The following is a 16,556-nucleotide window of genomic DNA, read 5'->3' as shown; positions in this document are numbered from 1 at the left end:
GGCGGATACGCTGGGGCTTTTTTTTAAGCATATTTTTTGAACAATTCCCTTTTTTTCAAGCTAACACAGGGATTTTCAATGGCCAATTCAACCAAGTCCCTATCCTTTACCTTTTGGTTGACCAGTTCATTATACTGGGCCACGGTTAGGGAGTTTGGTCCATTTTCCGCCAATTCCAGGACGTCGCCGGTTGAAACATCCCCCTCTTTTAGTATCCGAACATAAGTACCCGGATGTCCGTACTCCAAAAATTCCAAAATCACCTTTTGAGTACCAAATTTTATTCCAAGCTTGTAACAAGGTTGTCTGGGTTCCGTAATCTGCACCACTGCTTTCCCCAGTTTGTAAATTGCCCCAATTTGCAGGTTGTTTTCATCCAACGCCGTTACGGTAAGATTTTCTCCAAACATGCCCCATTCCCAATCCAATTGGGGGTACTTTTCTTTCCAATCGTCATAATAATCAGCTCCAAAGAGGTAACAGGCCTTGTTTTCCCCACCATGGTGTTTTCGATCAATGACAGCATCATTGGCCACATCCTCTTTTCCAAGGAAAATGGCTTCATCAATAGGTTTTTTATATATTCCGGTTTGGATTTTCCTTCCCCTCCATAGAACGGTCTTTGGTTGGGCAATGTTGGTACTGATGACTTTCATGGTATGAAGATAAAAAAAACCATCGCGTATTGGCGATGGTCCTTTTAAAAGGTTTGGCCGCTATTTAGTTTTCCTTCTCCAGTTTTTTGGTCATATTGAAGCCAACCAAAAGGCCAATACCGGCCATGGCAAAGATGGTTCCCGTATACGCCACCTCTTCATAAACCCCCAGAACCTCTACCAATGTTGCCGCTAAAAAGATGGCGACGCCCACACTGATCAAGAGAATGGCGAAATTGATCAAAAATATTTTCCACCCTGGAATATATCCATCATTTTTTGTCCTAACAAAAACATTGGCGTCCACGCCTTTTTCTATGAGGGCCAATCGTTCTTTGTTCCTGGTGGAAAGGAACAGGTAAACTATTCCAAAAACTGTTAGAAAAAATCCCGTTGGTACAAGTATTGCTGATGCCATATTTCTTTTTTTAAGATTGATAAATAAACTCGTTTGCCCAATATGACGACACATTTTGGATGGAGGTTACACCCAACAAAGTTTTTTTAGTTTTAGGTAACCTAAGGCCAATAATTGTCGTCTTAGAGATATATAATGAAGGAAAACCAACCAAATATATCGGCAATTCTTGCAGGGGATTCCAAGGAGTTTTCTGTTTTGGTGGACAGCTATAAAAATGTGGTGTTCACTGTTGCCCTGCGTATGTTGAAGAATAGGGAAGAAGCGGAAGAGGTGGCACAGGATACCTTCATTAAGGTTTTTAAGTCCCTAAAAAAGTTCAAAGGGGATTCCAAGCTATCAACATGGATATATAGGATAGCGTACAATACCTGTTTGGATAGATTGAAACGAAAAGGACGGGACCAAAAAAACATTGCCATTGACGAAATTGAAGGATTTGAAATCAAGGATGTGGATAATGCCCTGGACGGCATAGTGAAGTCTGAACGATTGGAGCTGGTTCGAAATTGTATAAAAAAACTTGCTCCTAAAGACGCCGCCCTATTGACCCTTTTTTATCTTGAGGAAAAGAATCTAAGTGAATTGGGTGAAATTTTGAAAATGAACGAAAACTCGGTCAAAGTAGGCCTTTTCAGGGCCAGGGGCCGATTGGCCAAGATTTTAAAACAATATCTGGAACCGGAAATAATTGGAAATTATGGATGAGCAAAAAGATTTGGAAAAATTAATGGACAAAATTTTTGATGTGGACCAATTGGATGCCCCATCTGCGGATTTTACCACAAACGTTTTGGAAAAAATTGAAGCGCAAAAAAAGGTTCGGTTGACCTATGCCCCCCTTTTACCGGGATGGGTGTTTGTCATCATAGCGGTTTTGGTCGTTTTATTTGTGCTTTATGTTTTTAGCTCCACGGAATCGGTAACCCTACAGACAAACTATTTTGAATCCATGGATTTCTCCACCAACTGGCTCTCCGAACGGATGTCACAATTTAGTTTTTCCAAGTCACTGGGCTATTCCATACTTGTGGTCGGGGTATTGATATGTTTACAAGCACGACTGCTCAACAGATTTTTGTACAGGACAAATTCCCTTACCTAAAATTGTAAGTACCAATAGGCCCAATACATTAGGCCGAATTGTAGTGGAATCCTAAGGACCAAGATCCATTTAGGGACCCCTGCAGCTTCCTTTTCACCTTGAAGCATGTAAAAATGCACGGTCAGGAAAAGGGTCAGCATTGCAATAATCCCCCATATGGCCCAATTTTTTGTTGTTGGAAAACAAAGGGCAATTCCCAGGGCTATTTCCGCTATCCCGCTCCAAAGCACCAAGCTCTTATGGACCGGCAAGTATGGGGGCATAATTCGTAGGTACGCCTGTGGAAACACAAAGTGCATGCAACCAGCCAAAACATACATGCCCGCCATAAGATATAGGTGCCAGGGATATATCATTACTCTTTAAAATACCAAAATGGAATGGATTCTTGAATCACTTCAACGACCGTGTCCTTTTCCCTCTTTTTTCGTATGACCCTCAATTGGTGTTGACCATCCCCAATTCCGTTTAAATCCAGATAAGTTTCAAAGCCCAAACGGTTTTTTACGTCCGTGGTGATAATAAAATCGCCATCCAGTGCTATGCTGTCCACCTTAAAAAAATGGGTTTCATTGAATACCTGCAAATAATGTTTCCGAATACTGTCCTTTTGTCTTCGGGTAGTAATTCTATCGCTCCAATTTGTACTGAACTGAAAGTTTGTGGACGTCAAGCCCCTTCGGTCCTCTTCAAGCTTCAAGGACGCTTCATACTCAAAAATCCGGTCCTCCACATTTTCCGAATAAGGCATAAAAATGGGCAAAAATTTGGTGGTGATGACTTTGGAGGGTATTACCGCTTCGCCCGGATAGTCTTCATCCCCCGTCATCATATCCATATAATTCTCCTTATTGGCATAAATGGTCGAAGAACTTCCGTCCTTCTCCAAATAGTTGGAATTTCGGTATTCCAATCCACTCAGGATCAAAATTAAAATGTAAATGGGGGTCAGCAGGAAAATAATACGCTTTCCAAATTTGTTGTCCAAAAAATTGTACACCAATGGCCGATATAAAAAGGACAAGGTCAGGAAGCTAAACGCCCAATAAAAGGGAAAATATATCTTGCTGATCCACTTGTTCCGCTTTAAAATCCCCTGGGTTATAAAATCGATGAAGGTAAGCAGCATTCCAAACGTGATGAACAGTACCAGGGGAATTCCCAACCAATTTGATACCCATTCGGGCAGTTTGTCATTATCGATGATGAAATTGGCCACAAGGGCGATACTTAAAATAATCAATGTAAGGGCCAATACATGAAAAATCAGCAAAAACGAAATCGCAAATAATACACTGCAATAGTTTTCGAGATTGGCAATGTAGCGATCAAAGGAAATGATTTTTTTCTTGAGATAGTTTTTGAACCGGTCGCTATATTTTAGCTTATCGAACTCTATGTCCCCGGATACGTACCTTAATCCCAAAGCCCCTATCCAGAGCCCTCGTAGTACAACATGCAACAACAAATTGAACAGTAATATGCTACAGGCAATAAAGGCCACCACATAGATGACGAACTTATAGATCTGCTGGTCATTTTGGGCATTTTCAGCACCTATGCGCAGGGGTTCATAGGCCGTAAAAAGTCCAAAAATGGCAAAACCGGAAATAATGAGTTCCAATTCCCAACTTTGCTGTTGAAGGGAATCCAATAGCTTTTTAAAACCGGGGCTTTTGTAGTCTGTACTCATGGATTGGTTGATTTCTGGGAAAGAAAGATACCAACAATCCATAAAAAAACCACTAGCTCGTTGGGAGAAGCCCAATTGCCAATGGTTTTGCTATGTATAGGATTCCCGCTAAAGGGAATGATGGCCTACTTTATCATCTCGTAACTACGGTTGATGAATTTGGTGAGTTCCTCACCTTTTAACAGCCCTTTTGACAAGCGTGCCAAGTCCAGGGATTGATTGATCAATCGTTCCCGTTTTTTGGCCGTTTTGGTGTTTAGGATTTCATTTACCAGTTCATGGTTGGTATTGACCACCAAATTGAACATATCCGGCATATTTCCCATACCAAACATGCCACCACCACCGGTCTGCTGCATGTCCTTCATCCGTCGCATAAATTCCGGTTCCGTAATGATGAATGGCTGGGCACCACTATCCATGGCTTCCAACTGCACCGTAAAACCACTTTGCTCACCAATCACCTTTTCCAAATCTTCCTTAAGACGGTCTTTTTCCTCATCGGACATTTTGGAAATGGCGGTATCCTCTTTTTTGATGAGGTTATCAATATGGTCCGCATCTACACGGGCGAAGGTTATTTTTTCCTTGGAAGTCTCCAGTTTTTGAATGAGATGCGGAACAATGGGGGAGTCCAACAACAACACTTCATACCCTTTCTCCTTTGCTGCTCCTATGTAGCTGTGTTGGGCCTCTTTGTCCGAAGCATATAGAATGACCATTTTGTCATCCTTGTCAGTTTGGGTGTCCTTTATTTTCTTTTCCAACTCCTCATAGGTGAAATACGTACCATCCACAGTGGGGTAGAGCGCAAATTTTTCCGCCTTTTCAAAGAACTTTTCCTCGGACAGCATTCCGTATTCAATGACCACTTTGATATCGTTCCATTTTTGTTCAAAATCCTCACGATTGTTCTTAAATAGGGAGTTCAACTTATCTGCCACTTTTTTGGTGATATAGCTGGATATTTTTTTAACGGCACCATCTGCCTGTAAATAGGAACGGGATACGTTCAAAGGAATATCCGGGGAATCGATCACCCCTCGAAGCATGGTCAAGAATTCCGGAACAATGCCTTCCACGTTGTCCGTTACAAAAACCTGGTTTTGGTAGAGTTGAATCCTATCCTTCTGGATGTTCAGATCATTGGTCAACTTGGGAAAGTAAAGGATTCCCGTAAGGTTAAAGGGATAATCCACATTTAGATGAATGTTGAACAATGGTTCCTCGAACTGCATGGGGTATAACTCCCTATAAAAAGCGCCATAGTCTTCATCCTTTAAATCCGTTGGTTTTTTGGTCCATGCGGGATTTGGATTGTTGATGATGTCATCCACTTCCTGGGTAGGGGCAGGGTCATCCTCCTTTGCACCTTCTGGTTTTGGTAAGGTTTCGGTCCTGGTCCCAAACTTAATGGGTATGGGCATAAATTTGTTGTACTTCCCAAGAAGCTCGCGGATTTTGGCGTCTTCTAAAAACGCTGTGGAATCTTCAGCAATATGAAGTATTATTTCAGTACCGTGGCTGTCTTTCTCCGTTTCTGTAAGGTCAAATTCGGGAGAGCCATCACAGGTCCATTGTACTGCTGGTTCATCCTTATAACTTTTGGTAAGGATTTCAACTTTGTCCGCAACCATAAAGGCGGAATAAAAGCCTAGACCAAAATGGCCTATGATGCCCGCATCCTTACCTGCATCCTTATACTTATCCAAGAATTCCTCGGCACCCGAAAAAGCCACCTCATTGATATATTTTTTGACTTCTTCCCCTGTCATCCCAATGCCTTGATCAAGGATGTGGATTCTTTTGTTCTCCTTATCCACTTTAACCTCGATCATTGGATTGCCATATTCCACTTTTGCCTCTCCTATGGAAGTTAAGTGTTTCAGCTTTAATGTTGCATCAGTAGCGTTGGAAATCAATTCCCTTAGAAAGATTTCATGGTCGCTGTATAAAAACTTTTTGATTAGGGGAAAGATATTCTCTACGGAAACATTGATTTTGCCTGTTGCCATTCTTTGTGTTTTATTTTCAGTTTTGGCAAAAAAAATACCAGAGCTTTAAAAATGACAAACTGACATACTTTTCCCAATCCCATTTTAGGCGGGGAAAAAGTTTAACATATTTTATGTTTAATAATTATGGATATAGGTTAAACATTTATTACTTTTGTCTTGTTGTGGTAAATGATTGCTATGATAAAGTTATCACTACTAAAAGTTTGTTTATTTATTGGTTAGGTTGTTTGAAAACGCGCTTTCACTTGAAGGCGCGTTTTCTTTTGCCCGAAAACACTAGAGAACATAGTTCTTTTTTGTTCAAAAATTAAAGATTTCTATAAAACAAAAAATATGACTGCAAAAGGAAACACAACGAAGGTCACTGATGACAAGCTCATTGGCTATTATATGGATTATGTGCTGGAACATGAGGTTATTCCACAATCCGTTTATAAGTTTTGCAAGGAAAAAAAAGTTAAGGAAGAGGAGTTCTATGCCCATTTTGGCTCTTTTGATTCCTTACAAACCCATATTTGGAACAAATTCTTTTCCAACACGATAAAATTGCTGGAAAACAATGAGGAATATGGGGCCTTCTCCAATAAGGACAAAATGTTGACTTTCTTCTTTACCTTTTTTGAACTTCTGACCCTTAATAGGAGTTATGTGCTGTTTTCTTTGGAGGGCCAACGCAATACAATGGACAAGTTAAAGGAATTAAGGGGCTTGAGAAGCCACATCAAGAATTTTGCAACCGAATTGATAGACGAAGCCAATGCTGGTAAGAATTTAAGAATTACCAAGAGAAATCCCAAAGTCTTTTCAGAGGGGGCATGGATACAGTTTTTGTTCCTTTTGAAGTTTTGGATGGACGATTCTTCTGCCGGTTTTGAAAAAACAGATTTGGCCATAGAAAAGTCCGTGACCTCCATATTTGATGTGTTTGAGAACACCCCATTGGAGAGTTTGTTGGACTTCGGGAAGTTCCTTTACAAAGAAAACTTTGCCTAACCTACGTGGATGAAGACGCTTGATAAGATTCCGACAGGGAAAATTGAACGTGCGGGAAAACTAGTGAAGACTGGTGTAAAAATCGGTGGGAACTACGTAAAATACTACGGAAAACGCTTGGTAAACCCAGAATTGGGAAGGGAAGAACTTGATGAGAACAATGCAACGGATATTTATGACGGTTTAAAAAGTCTTAAGGGAAGCGCGCTTAAAGTTGCCCAAATGTTGAGCATGGAAAAAAATCTTTTGCCCAGTGCCTACGTGGAAAAGTTTTCCTTGTCCCAATTTTCGGTCCCGCCCCTTTCCGCTCCCTTGGTCAGGAAAACGTTTAAAAAGTATTTGGGTAAATACCCGGAAGATATCTTTGACTCTTTTGAAAGGGACTCCATCAATGCGGCCAGTATTGGTCAGGTTCATAAGGCCATGAAAGATGGTAAGGAACTTGCCGTAAAAATTCAATATCCCGGTGTCGCGGAAAGTATTGGAAGTGATTTGGCCATTGTAAAACCCATTGCTATCCGGATGTTCAACCTACAGGGAAAGGATTCGGATAAGTATTTTAAGGAAGTTGAAAACAAATTGATTGAGGAGACCAATTACATTTTGGAATTGAACCAGAGCAGGGAAATAACAGAGGCCTGTGGTATTATCCCCAATGTCCAATTCCCAAAATACTATCCGGAATTATCCAGTGAGCGAATCATAACCATGGACTGGATGAAAGGAAAACATTTGAGCGAGTTTGCCAAAACTGATTTTGTTCCCGAGGTTGGTGATAAATTGGGCCAGGCCTTATGGGATTTTTATATGTATCAGATCCATGGGCTTCGAAAGGTACATGCAGACCCCCATCCCGGTAATTTTTTGGTAAGCAGGGACAATATATTGATCGCCATAGATTTTGGGTGTATCAAGGAAATTCCGGATGAGTTTTATATACCTTATTTTGAGTTGGCCAAGGAGGAAAACATCAGCAATGATGCGATTTTCATGCAAAAATTGTATGAATTGGAGATATTGACCCCAACCGATTCCCAAAGGGAATTGGATTTCTTTACGGCCCTGTTCAAGGAAATGTTGACCATTTTTACTTCACCGTTCAATCAGAGCGAATTTGACTTTGGTTCACCGGACTTTTGGGCGAGAATAGCCAATCTCAGTGAGCGTTATTCCAAAGATGAACAAATTCGAAAAATGAATGGAAATAGGGGCTCCAAGCATTTCTTGTATATGAATCGCACCTTTTTTGGCCTGTACAACCTGTTACACGATCTGCGTGCCAAGGTGCAGGTCAATAATTTCCGGAAATATCTGGATTGATGGTCAATCCTTGCCCATAGGTTTTGGCAGTTCCTGTTGGGTGTTTCTTTGCTTTACATACTTTTCCAACCATTGGTCCTGTTCCCAAAGCAAATGTAAAATGCTTTCTTTGGCTCGGTATCCGTGGCTTTCCTTAGGAAGCATTACCAATCGAACCGTGGCACCCAGGCCTTTTAAGGCATTAAAATACCGCTCGCTCTGCATGGGATACGTACCTGAATTATTATCGGCCTCTCCATGTATCAGCAGTAAAGGTGTCTTCATCTTATCGGCATGCATAAAAGGTGACATGGTATAATACACTTCGGGAGCTTCCCAGTAATTGCGTTCCTCACTTTGAAATCCAAAGGGGGTAAGTGTTCTGTTGTAGGCGCCACTCCGGGCAATTCCTGCCGCAAACAGATTGGAGTGGGACAGTAAATTGGCCACCATAAACGCACCATAGCTATGCCCTCCAACGGCAACCCGCGTCCTGTCAATATAACCCAATTTATCAACGGCGTCTATTGCGGCCCTGGCATTGTCCACCAATTGATTTCTAAAAGTATCATTGGGCTGCTCGTCACCTTCGCCTATAATTGGGAAAGCGGCATCATCCAAAACAACATATCCCTTGGTGACCCAATACAGTGGGGAGCCCCAAAACGGATAGGTGAATTCGTTGGGATTCTGGGTGTTTTGCGAGGCGCTGTTTTTGTCTTTGTATTCCCTTGGATACGCCCAAAGGATCATGGGCATTTTTTCCTTGGAATCCATGTTGTAGCCTACGGGAAGGTATAAGGTTCCGTTCAGTTCCAAACCATCCTCACGTTTGTAGGTAATTACCTCTTTGTGAACATCTTGCAGGCTTTTGAACGGGTTTTTAAAATTGGTCAATTGCTCTGCGCCTTTTCTTTTGATCAAACTCTTGTAGTAATAATTTGGATATTCATTTGGTGATTCAATTCGTACCAAAAGCTGGTCCTTTTCCGCATTATAATCCACAAGGTTTTCCTTTTTACCCTCTATTTTTGACGTATACAACCGTGTTTTTTTCATCGTGGACATATTCATTTTGTCCACAAAGGGGAATTGGCCCTCTTTGGTGAATCCCTCTCCCAACAAAAAGGTGTTATTTCCATCCATTGCCAATACTTCCGTACCAAATGTTGTCCTTTTGGTCACAAAACTTCCAGGATTACTGTACACATCTTGATAGTTTCTATCTTCAAAAATTTGAGGCGCTTTGGAAGCATCCGATGGATTGAAGAGGTATCCTTTTAGGTTCCTGTTGTTCCACCAGTAGTCATAGGCAACGGCCATGTTTTTGTTTCCCCAGGTGATTTCATAGTACCTGTTCTTCAGTTTGATCAAACTTTTTCCTTTGCCATTAAAAGGGGCTTCCAATTGAAAGACTTCATCCCTGTATTCGACTTCTTTTTCAGGGTCTCCTTCATCAAGTGCCTGGGCGTAGATCAGTGTACTTGGTTGATCGTCCCTCCAGGACAATTCCCGCATTCCCATACGCACTGCCATAAAACCCTTTGGGAGGTCTTCAATAAGGGGGACTTCCAAAACCGTGGATACCGGACTTCCGTCCGCTTTATGGATTTTTGTGGATGAGGGAAAGCGATAATAGGGCACCAAATAGGAAAAAGGTTTCTCCAAATTGGTTACCATCACGTAGTTTCCATCCGGTGAAAAACTTATACTACTGTACATGGCAGCTTCTTTCCATTGCGCTTTGGAACCATCAATGGCTACTTTATACAGTTCCGATCTGGCCAATTGTTCAAAATTGAACTCATCATTTGGGTTTTTCAATAGGTCTTGGTACGTTCTGTTTTGTGCCTTTTTTCCATCATTTGAGGAAATGGTCGGTCCATTGGGAACGGCCTCCGCAACATTGATCAGGTCCTTACGGTCGCTCGGTAACATTTTTACCAAAATGGATTTCCCATCCTTGAACCAATTGATCACATCCCTCATATTGGCATTTACATTGGCATCGGTCAATTTGGTGACTTGTGCTTTTTTCAAATCAAGGACCCATAGCTCAACACCGGTAGGAGTGGTATTGGTTACTGCGATCATGGACTGGTCCGGTGACCAGTTAAAATTTGCCAATCTGGGATTATTGGGCATATTCGTAACTTGAATAGCCTCTGCGCTGCCAACTTCCTTGATCTTGATGTTGTTATAATAATTGGTGCGACTGCCAATATTGGTTTTGGGATTTATTCGAAGTCCCGCCAACCTAAGTTCGGTCTCGGATAGTTCCGCAATACTCTTATAGTAATTTCGATACAGCAAAACCATATATTTACCATCATCCGTTAGTAAAACCCGGGGAGCAAGGGGGGCATCAACAAGTTCCAGTATTTCCTTGGAGGGTTTTTGGTAGGTAAGTTTTTCTTGCGCAAGGCCTATTGTGCTTATCAATAAAAGAAGAAATAGCCCAATTTTTTTCATGTCAGTATTTTTAGCGTGTTATAGGTGATTTGTACTGCTTTAAAAATACAATAAATCATTCATTTTCTGTTTGTTTTGAGAGAAGTATCCATGGTATTGCCAAGGAGGGTTGAGCGCCTAATTTTGGAGGTGCGGGAATTGTTTTTGCAAATTTTTACCAATCTGCAAAGATTATTGGTTAATTTACCCCGCAATGCAACAAGGTTAAATGGGACCAGTTGGCACAAAATTCACGCAATTATGTATAACTCTAAAATAACCGGACTGGGGTATTATGTTCCTGACCATGTGGTGACCAATGATGATCTTTCCAAGGTAATGGACACAACTGACGAATGGATACAGGAACGAACGGGAATCAAGGAAAGAAGGCATGTAAATGACCCTTCGGAGACGACGACTTCCATGGGTGTCAAGGCCGCTAAAATTGCAATTGAGCGCGCAGGACTTGACAAAAGCGATATCGATTTTATCATTTTTGCGACATTAAGCCCAGACTATTATTTTCCTGGCCCGGGTGTATTGGTGCAAAGGGATTTGGAAATGGACACGGTAGGAGCCCTGGATGTAAGGAATCAATGTTCCGGATTTGTTTATGGGGTATCTGTTGCCGACCAATATGTAAAGAGCGGGATGTACAAAAATATATTGGTGATAGGATCTGAGGTGCACTCCCGAGGATTGGACATGACTACACGGGGTCGTGCCGTTTCCGTTATTTTTGGAGATGGTGCAGGGGCCGCGGTCATTAGCAGGGAAGAGGATGCTTCCAAGGGAATCCTTTCGTCCCATTTACATTCTGAAGGGAGGCATGCAGAGGAACTTACGGTAATTGCCCCTGGCATGGGCAAAAGGTGGGTAACCGATATTTTGAGGGATGAAGACCCTAATGATGAATCTTATTTTCCGTATATGAATGGGCAATTTGTCTTTAAAAATGCTGTTGTTAGGTTTAGCGAGGTGATTATGGAAGGGCTACAAAAAAACAAGCTTTCTCCGGAAGATATCGCCCTGTTGATCCCGCATCAAGCCAACCTTAGGATTTCCCAGTTTGTACAGAAAAAATTTGGCCTGGCAGATGACCAGGTATACAATAACATTGTGAGTTACGGAAATACCACGGCAGCTTCCATACCCATTGCCTTGACCGAAGCATGGGAAAAAGGAAAGGTAAAAGAAGGGGATGTAGTTGTGTTGGCCGCTTTTGGGAGTGGTTTTACCTGGGGCAGTGTCATCATCCGTTGGTAAAGAAAAACCCTGACACTTTATGGAAATAAAGGCCAGGGCCATGGACCACTTGGTAAGAATTAACCAACCAATATTCACCCAAGTGGTCTTTTTTTGTTGGACTAGGTAACCCGCTTTATAGTACTAGACGACAAAAAGGATGGCATGTTACATTACCAGTGGACAATAAAAAGAAACCCTGGCAAAGCTGCCAGGGTTATTGCATTGATAAGCTATACTAAACACTAACCATTAACTATAAAAAAATACAGTCTTACCAATGATTAAACTTTCGCGACCTTTGTAAAGAGACGTCATTTTTTCTAAATCGTTACGACTTTTAGGATAGTTTAACACACAATTTAACAGATGCAAAATACCCTAGTTTTTGGAGCCTCCTTAAAACCAAACAGATACAGTTTCCTCGCCATTCAGCGTCTCCGGGAGAATGGAGAAAACACATTCGCCTTTGGGCTAAAGTCTGGTTTTGTAGGCGACGTGCAAATTAAAACCAATTTGGATGAATTACCAAAAATTGACATTGTAACGTTGTATTTGAACCCTGAACGGCAAAGGGGATATTATCAGGATATCCTAGGCCTACAGCCCCGTAAGGTGATTTTTAATCCGGGGACGGAGAATCCTGAGTTCTACCAACTGCTCAAAAGGAATACTATTAAAGTGGAAGTGGCCTGCACGCTTGTGCTATTGGCTACGGGTCAATACAAAGGGTAATGAACCCCATGGTATGCCCTATTTTTTCCGGTGGCTTCTCCATAGGTAGGAATTCGATGCTATCAGCAGAAAAATTTTTATGGACTTCCGTCGCATGTTCAAGGCCTATTGGAACCAATTTGGTATGATTGTCATTTTAAAGGGTCACTTTTAAGTTAAAATTTTGGCATGGTATGGATTTAGGATACAAATCCCGTATGCTCCCAACTTGGGTCAATGGGCTATTGCTGCTTTTCTTTTCGTATCAACCATAATCCCAAAAAAGTCAACATCCCATTTAGGGGCAATAATTCATATCCCAATTCATATCCCCCAAGATATTCAGGTTCCAGGCTTCCCAGAATGGAGATGACAACAACGGATAGCAACGCTACCACCCAAACATACTTGTCCCTAATTTGATGTTTGGTGAAAATACCAAAGGCGAACAGCCCCAATAACGGACCGTACGTATACCCCGCAACGGTCAATAGGCTATCTATGACATTACTGCTTAAAATGTATTTAAAGGCAACGATGACAATGACCAGGGCCAAACTCATCCAAATATGGGTTCGTTTGCGGATGCTTTTTTGCTCTGCTTCGGTTTTGCCATCCATTTTTATGAAATCAACACAAAAGGAGGTGGTCAATGAAGTCAGGGCACTGTCCGCACTACTGTAGGCAGCTGCTATCAACCCCAGCATGAAGGTTATGGATAAGGTGAGTCCCAAGCCACTGTTCAGGGCAATTTCAGGAAAGAGCAGATCGGTTTTCGGGGAGCCGTCCATTAAAGGGATGGCAATATCATTTTTGTTGGCATAGATGAACAGGAGCGCTCCCAAAAGCATAAACAGAAAGGTGACCCCAACAAGCACAAAGCTAAAGGAGATCATATTTTTTTGAGCTTCCTTAAGGTTCGTGCAGGTCAGGTTTTTTTGCATCATATCCTGATCAAGGCCCGTCATGCAAATGGTGACGAACATTCCCCCGATAAAAGACTTGATAAAATGGTTTCGGGCAAGAAAATCATCGATAAACAAAAACCTGCTGTAGGTTTTGAGTTCGTTGGAGGCCAGGAATTCCCCAAAACTCCAGTCCAATTCCCTGTTGATAAAAATAATTGACAAAATCACTGCCAAAATCATAAAAGCGGTCTGTAAGGTATCGGTCCACACTATGGTTTTAATACCACCTTTGTTGGTGTAGATCCAAATCAGCAGAATGGAGATGACCACGGTAATTTCAAACGGTATTCCAAAATCATCAAAAACAAACTGTTGGAGTACTATTGCGACCAGGAACAACCGAAAAGCTGCACCAAGGACCCTGGAAATAAAAAAGAAAAAAGCCCCTGTCTTATGACTGGTTGGTCCAAACCGTCCCTTTAAGTATTCGTAAATGGATGTCAGGTTTAGCCTATAGTAGATGGGCAACAATACAAAAGCAACCACAAAATATCCCACCAAGTAACCCAATACCACCTGCATATAACTGAATTGGGATGTTTCCACCCAGCCAGGGACGGAAATGAAGGTAACTCCGGAGAGCGATGCCCCAACCATTCCAAAGGCCACTAAATACCAAGGGGATTGCCGTCCCGCTTTGAAGAAATCAGTATTGGAGTCGTTCCGTCCGGTAAAGTAGGATATGAGCAATAGGACAAGAAAATAGGCTCCAACAAGTAATAGTATCTGAAAGGCGGACATATGTTTGGTTTGGTCTGCAAATTAATGAAAAGCAGTTGGTATAGGTCGGCTTATGTTCAAGAACTGTTTGGGCGATTACCTTTCCATTCCAGCGCAAACCTTATATTGCACCTAAGGGCATACCCTTTCTTGTGGTATAAATCCTTAATTTTGCCCCCATGGAATTCTCTTCTAAACTATTGGAAAATGCGGTGTATGAGATGTCCCAATTACCGGGTATTGGTAAGCGTACCGCATTGCGTTTGGTATTGCATCTGCTCAAACAACCAAATGAGCGGACCCAACACCTGGCAGCGTCATTGTCCAAGTTAAGGGAAGAGGTCAACTTTTGCCGTAGTTGTTACAATATTTCGGATACCGAGATTTGTGAAATCTGTTCCAATCCCAAGCGGGATAAAAGTGTCATTTGTGTGGTGGAGGATATCCGGGATGTTATGGCCATAGAGAATACGGCGCAATTTCAAGGGCTATATCATGTTTTGGGAGGTAAAATCTCTCCCATAGAAGGTGTTGGCCCGCAGGATTTGAATATTGTGCCTTTGGTGAATAGGGTAAAAACGGGAGAGGTCAAGGAACTCATATTTGCCTTGAGCAGTACTATGGAAGGGGATACCACTAATTTTTACATTTATAAGCAGTTGGAGGGACTGGATGTGGCCACTTCCACCATTGCAAGGGGAATTTCCGTAGGGGACGAATTGGAATATGCAGATGAGGTAACCTTGGGAAGAAGTATCCTAAATCGTGTGCCTTTTGAGAATTCCATTAAAGCATCATAATGATTTTTAAGTACGATTAAAACAATAATTCGAGCTTTTTTTTGTTATTTTTGCAAAATATTTGTTACAAAAGCCACCTGAATTAAGAATATGTCAAAATTCGAATTAAAATTGCCGCAGATGGGAGAGAGTGTTGCCGAAGCTACGTTGACCACATGGTTAAAGGAAGTGGGTGACACCATTGAATTGGATGAAGCTGTCTTTGAAATTGCTACGGACAAAGTGGATTCTGAAGTGCCAAGCGAAGTGGAAGGGAAGCTCCTGGAAAAACGATTTGACGTTGATGATGTAATCAAAGTGGGTGAGGTGGTTGCCGTTATTGAAATGGAAGGTGGAGCCAATGGGGCCACTACAATACAGGAAGCTGAACCGGTTACGGAAGTGATGCCCGAAGTTTCGGAACCTGCTGCACAGTTGGAAAATGAAATCAAGGCCGTAAGGGAAACGGTCACCGGTCCTGCACAGGATATGGGCAATGCCGAGCGCTTCTATTCCCCTTTGGTCAAGAATATTGCGAAACAGGAAGGTATTTCCATGGCCGAGCTCGATACCATTCCCGGAACCGGAAAAGAAGGAAGGGTGACCAAAAATGATATCCTGGCCTTTATCGAGAACAGGGGGGAAAAGACCGTTGTTGCGCCAAAAGTGGAAAGCATGCCCGCCCCATCTCCAAAAGCCAAGGAAATCCTTGCGGAAGTGCCGAAAGTGGAAAAACCACAACCTAAGGCCAGTACAGTGGAAGTAAAAGATGGGGATGAAATCATTCCGTTGACCCGTATGGGTAAGCTGATTGCCCAGCATATGGTGGATAGTGTGTCCACTTCTGCCCATGTGCAGAGTTTTGTTGAAGTGGATGTGACCAATGTAGTTCATTGGCGTAATAAGATCAAAAAGGATTTTGAACAGCGCGAAGGCGAGAAGCTGACCTTTACCCCAATTTTTATGGAAGCGGTTGCGGTTGCCATAAAGAAATTCCCTATGATAAATATTTCATTGGATGGGGATAAGGTCATTAAAAAGAAAAACATCAATCTGGGCATGGCAGCTGCTTTACCCGACGGTAACCTCATAGTCCCAGTAATTAAAAATGCGGACCAATTGAATTTGGTGGGTATGGCCAAAACAGTCAATGATTTGGCAAACAGGGCCCGTAACAATGCATTGAAACCGGATGAAATCAAGGATGGAACATACACGGTAACCAATGTGGGAACCTTTGGGAGTGTATTCGGAACCCCGATCATCAATCAACCCCAGGTTGGGATTTTGGCATTGGGTGCCATCCGAAAAATACCCTCGGTAATTGAGACCCCGGAAGGTGACTTTATCGGTATCCGTCATAAAATGTTCCTCTCCCATAGTTATGATCACCGCGTGGTCAATGGGGCATTGGGAGGGATGTTTGTGAAGACCGTTGCCGATTATTTGGAGGCCTGGGACCTAAACCGGCAAATCTAACCTTCCAAATAACGA

The 16,556-nt window shown here is 42.1% G+C and carries 15 protein-coding genes; 8 read left to right on the top strand and 7 right to left on the bottom strand.

Translation table 11 applies throughout. The features are described from left to right. Positions 1–23 precede the first annotated feature (23 nt). Positions 24–656: an MOSC domain-containing protein gene (locus L0P88_RS02165; protein WP_247133002.1), complete on the bottom strand. Its 633-nt coding sequence runs from the start codon at positions 654–656 to the stop codon at positions 24–26. Positions 657–720: 64 nt separating this feature from the next. Next, a complete protein-coding gene (locus L0P88_RS02160; RefSeq protein WP_247133001.1) occupies positions 721–1,074 on the bottom strand; it encodes a DUF6249 domain-containing protein in 354 nt (117 codons plus the stop codon). A 135-nt stretch (positions 1,075–1,209) separates the two neighbouring features. Here L0P88_RS02160 and L0P88_RS02155 point away from each other — a divergent pair, with 135 nt between their 5' ends. Both L0P88_RS02155 and L0P88_RS02150 read left to right on the top strand, forming a co-directional pair. After that, complete coding sequence (locus L0P88_RS02155) at positions 1,210–1,782, top strand: RNA polymerase sigma factor (protein ID WP_247133000.1); 573 nt, start codon at positions 1,210–1,212, stop codon at positions 1,780–1,782. Continuing rightward, positions 1,775–2,179 (top strand): hypothetical protein, encoded by a 405-nt coding sequence (locus L0P88_RS02150; protein ID WP_247132999.1) that lies wholly within the window; start codon positions 1,775–1,777, stop codon positions 2,177–2,179. The genes L0P88_RS02155 and L0P88_RS02150 overlap by 8 nt, the downstream gene beginning before the upstream one ends. Here L0P88_RS02150 and L0P88_RS02145 read toward each other — a convergent pair. From L0P88_RS02145 to htpG, 3 genes are all read right to left on the bottom strand, one after another. Further along, entirely contained in the window at positions 2,176–2,535 is a 360-nt protein-coding gene (locus L0P88_RS02145) for a MauE/DoxX family redox-associated membrane protein (protein WP_247132998.1), read from the bottom strand. The genes L0P88_RS02150 and L0P88_RS02145 overlap by 4 nt on opposite strands. Next, complete coding sequence (locus L0P88_RS02140) at positions 2,535–3,872, bottom strand: hypothetical protein (RefSeq protein WP_247132997.1); 1,338 nt, start codon at positions 3,870–3,872, stop codon at positions 2,535–2,537. Before L0P88_RS02140 ends, L0P88_RS02145 begins: the two co-directional genes overlap by 1 nt. A gap of 125 nt (positions 3,873–3,997) precedes the next feature. After that, the gene (gene htpG / locus L0P88_RS02135) at positions 3,998–5,887 is read right to left on the bottom strand and encodes a molecular chaperone HtpG (protein WP_247132996.1); all 1,890 of its coding nucleotides are present in this window, start codon (positions 5,885–5,887) and stop codon (positions 3,998–4,000) included. 336 nt (positions 5,888–6,223) lie between these two features. On the opposite strand from htpG, the gene L0P88_RS02130 reads away from it, so the two are divergent. Further along, positions 6,224–6,883: a TetR family transcriptional regulator C-terminal domain-containing protein gene (locus L0P88_RS02130; protein ID WP_247132995.1), complete on the top strand. Its 660-nt coding sequence runs from the start codon at positions 6,224–6,226 to the stop codon at positions 6,881–6,883. A 9-nt stretch (positions 6,884–6,892) separates the two neighbouring features. Beyond that, the gene (locus tag L0P88_RS02125) at positions 6,893–8,203 is read left to right on the top strand and encodes an ABC1 kinase family protein (RefSeq protein WP_247132994.1); all 1,311 of its coding nucleotides are present in this window, start codon (positions 6,893–6,895) and stop codon (positions 8,201–8,203) included. A gap of 3 nt (positions 8,204–8,206) precedes the next feature. Here the strand turns inward: L0P88_RS02125 and L0P88_RS02120 are convergent, their stop codons facing one another. Continuing rightward, positions 8,207–10,654: an alpha/beta hydrolase family protein gene (locus L0P88_RS02120; RefSeq protein ID WP_247132993.1), complete on the bottom strand. Its 2,448-nt coding sequence runs from the start codon at positions 10,652–10,654 to the stop codon at positions 8,207–8,209. A gap of 240 nt (positions 10,655–10,894) precedes the next feature. On the opposite strand from L0P88_RS02120, the gene L0P88_RS02115 reads away from it, so the two are divergent. Continuing rightward, positions 10,895–11,902 carry a 3-oxoacyl-ACP synthase III family protein gene (locus L0P88_RS02115; protein WP_247132992.1) on the top strand — a complete coding sequence of 336 codons (1,008 nt, stop codon included), beginning with the start codon at positions 10,895–10,897 and terminating at the stop codon, positions 11,900–11,902. A gap of 348 nt (positions 11,903–12,250) precedes the next feature. Further along, positions 12,251–12,616 (top strand): CoA-binding protein, encoded by a 366-nt coding sequence (locus tag L0P88_RS02110; RefSeq protein WP_247132991.1) that lies wholly within the window; start codon positions 12,251–12,253, stop codon positions 12,614–12,616. Between the two features lie 221 nt (positions 12,617–12,837). On the opposite strand, the gene L0P88_RS02105 is transcribed toward L0P88_RS02110, so the two are convergent. Then, positions 12,838–14,304, bottom strand: a complete 1,467-nt coding sequence (locus L0P88_RS02105; protein WP_247132990.1) for a sodium:solute symporter — start codon at positions 14,302–14,304, stop codon at positions 12,838–12,840. Positions 14,305–14,462: 158 nt separating this feature from the next. Between L0P88_RS02105 and recR the strand changes: the two genes are divergently transcribed. Both recR and L0P88_RS02095 read left to right on the top strand, forming a co-directional pair. Continuing rightward, a complete protein-coding gene (gene recR / locus L0P88_RS02100) occupies positions 14,463–15,083 on the top strand; it encodes a recombination mediator RecR (RefSeq protein ID WP_247132989.1) in 621 nt (206 codons plus the stop codon). A gap of 90 nt (positions 15,084–15,173) precedes the next feature. Continuing rightward, positions 15,174–16,541 (top strand): dihydrolipoamide acetyltransferase family protein, encoded by a 1,368-nt coding sequence (locus L0P88_RS02095; protein WP_247132988.1) that lies wholly within the window; start codon positions 15,174–15,176, stop codon positions 16,539–16,541. The last annotated feature ends 15 nt before the right edge of the window (positions 16,542–16,556 follow it).

This window comes from Muricauda sp. SCSIO 64092 (assembly GCF_023016285.1).
Taxonomy (GTDB): domain Bacteria; phylum Bacteroidota; class Bacteroidia; order Flavobacteriales; family Flavobacteriaceae; genus Croceivirga.
The sequence above is the reverse complement of the archived record's forward strand: the minus strand, read 5'-3'. Positions and strand labels throughout refer to the sequence as shown.